The following is a 2,166-nucleotide window of genomic DNA, read 5'->3' on the forward strand; positions in this document are numbered from 1 at the left end:
TGGGGCGCAGCACTCGGGAGTGCGACGAGCCGTAACATCGAGAGGTCACGTTCGACGCCGAGCGTTGAGGCGGCATCGGTCAACTCGCCCGAGACGCCTTCGACACCACCGTAGGCACCGTAGAAGTTGATCCAGAACGCCCCGACGAAGACGATGAACGCCGCGCCGGTGTGGTGGATACCGAACCAGACGATCGCGAAGACGATCCACGCCAGCGGAGGGATCGGTCGAAGCACCCGGACGAGCGGCTGTATCCAGTCGTCGAGGATCTCGTTCCAGCCCATCGCCAGCCCGAGACCGATCCCGGCAGTCGCGCCGAGGAGCAACCCGGGAATGTAATGAAACAACGTCTGTGTGAGGTGGGCGAGACCCGTCGGGAGGACGACCTCGGCACGCACGATGGGCACGACGACGGCGGTTGAGGTCGCAAACAGTTCGAGGAACGCCCAGGCCGAGTCAAGCGGTCCTGGCACGAGGTACGACGGCTGGGTCGTCGCTGCACCGACCCACCAGACGGAGAGAAAGATGCCGAGGCCGCCAAGCCCCCGGAGATATCGACGGAGATCGCCCTCGAACCAGGTCGGCTCGGTCGTCTCGGTGCTGACACCTGTTCCGAGACTCATGACTGGAGCGCATCGTAGGCCTCGACGGCGAACAGCTCCTCGGTCGGGACCGGTTCGTCGATGTTGCCGACGCTCGCGACGAACTCACCCATCGTCGCCGCCTGGTCGGTGACGGTGTGCGGGTTCGAGAGGAAGTCGGAGGCACGGGACCGCATCGCCGCCGTGGCGAGGTCCTCGCTCACCCCGGCACCGATCACGGATGCGGCGTGAGCGGCAGCCCCATCGGGAGATTCGATCGTGAACTCGGTTGCCGTGACGTGCTGTTCGACCAGCGACTGGGCGACCTCGCCGGCGTCGATCACCCGTTGGTTCGCGAACAGCACTGTAACTGGATGATCCTCGAGAACGGTGCCGGACCACGCGAGTTCACCGAAGGCGTCGTCCTGCCCGATGACCGTCGCGAACGGCTCTTGAATGATCGTCGCGTCGATGTCCCCCGACTGGATGGTTTGGACTGCCTTCGCCGGCGGGACCTTCGACTTGGTGATGACCGACTCCATCTCGCCGACGTCAAGGTCCTCCTGAATCCAGTACCGGAGGAGGATATCGGGAACACTTCCGTCCGGTGGAGCTCCGAACCGAATCTTGCGCCCCTCGTTCTGTTCGAACCGCTCGAAGGTGGCTGGACCGTCCTGTTCATACAGGTCGACGATTTCGGTGGTCGCCATGATCTTGAAGCCGTTGCGGGAGTTCGCCGCGAGAATCCCGGCCTGGGTGCCCTTGTCGACGAGCACCATCGCCGGAGTGATGCCGAACAGCGCGACGTCGACGTCGCCGCTGGCGAAGGCTTTCACGACGCTCGGGCCCGAGCTGAACCGCTCGACCGTGACGTCGGCCGGAATCTCGGTGTAGTAGTCCTCCCGGTCCATCACGTAGTGTTGGATGTTCGGGTAGATCGGCACGTACGCGACGGTGAGGGCGTTGAGCGTTCCGCCACCACTCCGCCCGAGACAGCCGGCGATGCCCGACGCAGCGACCACGCTCGCCCCGGCACTGCGAAGCGCGTTCCGTCGTGTGATAGAAGCCATCGGTGTTGTTAACACTGTGTAGCTAGATAATAGAAGTTATGATATAGGGTCTCATTCTTAACATTATCAGGAGCGAGCTGAGCAGTCGCTCACGAGTCGGTCGGCTACGGAACGGATCGGTCGCAAAACCGGGTTACTTCATGTCGGCCAACGGACCGAAGTCGTCGACGGGTAGCACCGAGTAGTCGATGGTGAGCGTATCCTTGGTGGCGCGGATCTTTCCGACGAACGTCGAAATCTCCTCGAGCGACCCCTCGAGGACAAACAGTTCCATGCAGTGGTGACCACCGACGTGGCTGTGGAAGTTCGAGGCGACGATGTCCTCGTGTTCGTGGCGAAGGTGCATCATCTTCTCTTCGACGTTCGTCGTCTCGTAATCGAAGACGACAGTGACGACGCCCATCAGGTCCCGGTCTTCGAGTTTCTTGTCTTCGAACTCGCCCAGGAGGTTCCGACTCGCTTCACGGACGACCTCGCTTCGACCCGTGTACCCGTGGTCTTCGGCGAACTGGTCG

Annotated in this window: 3 protein-coding genes; all 3 read right to left on the bottom strand. The window is 62.6% G+C overall.

The window, feature by feature from the left end:
• The coding region (locus tag Q0964_RS11730) for an ABC transporter permease (RefSeq protein ID WP_299267661.1) at positions 1 to 623 on the bottom strand (623 nt) is incomplete at its 3' end.
• Positions 620 to 1,651 (bottom strand): ABC transporter substrate-binding protein, encoded by a 1,032-nt coding sequence (locus tag Q0964_RS11735; RefSeq protein WP_299267663.1) that lies wholly within the window; start codon positions 1,649 to 1,651, stop codon positions 620 to 622. The genes Q0964_RS11730 and Q0964_RS11735, both read right to left, overlap by 4 nt.
• A gap of 133 nt (positions 1,652 to 1,784) precedes the next feature.
• The coding region (locus tag Q0964_RS11740; protein WP_299267665.1) for a CopG family ribbon-helix-helix protein at positions 1,785 to 2,166 on the bottom strand (382 nt) is incomplete at its 5' end.

The sequence above is a fragment of the Halorientalis sp. genome (assembly GCF_028275115.1).
Lineage (GTDB): Archaea > Halobacteriota > Halobacteria > Halobacteriales > Haloarculaceae > Halorientalis.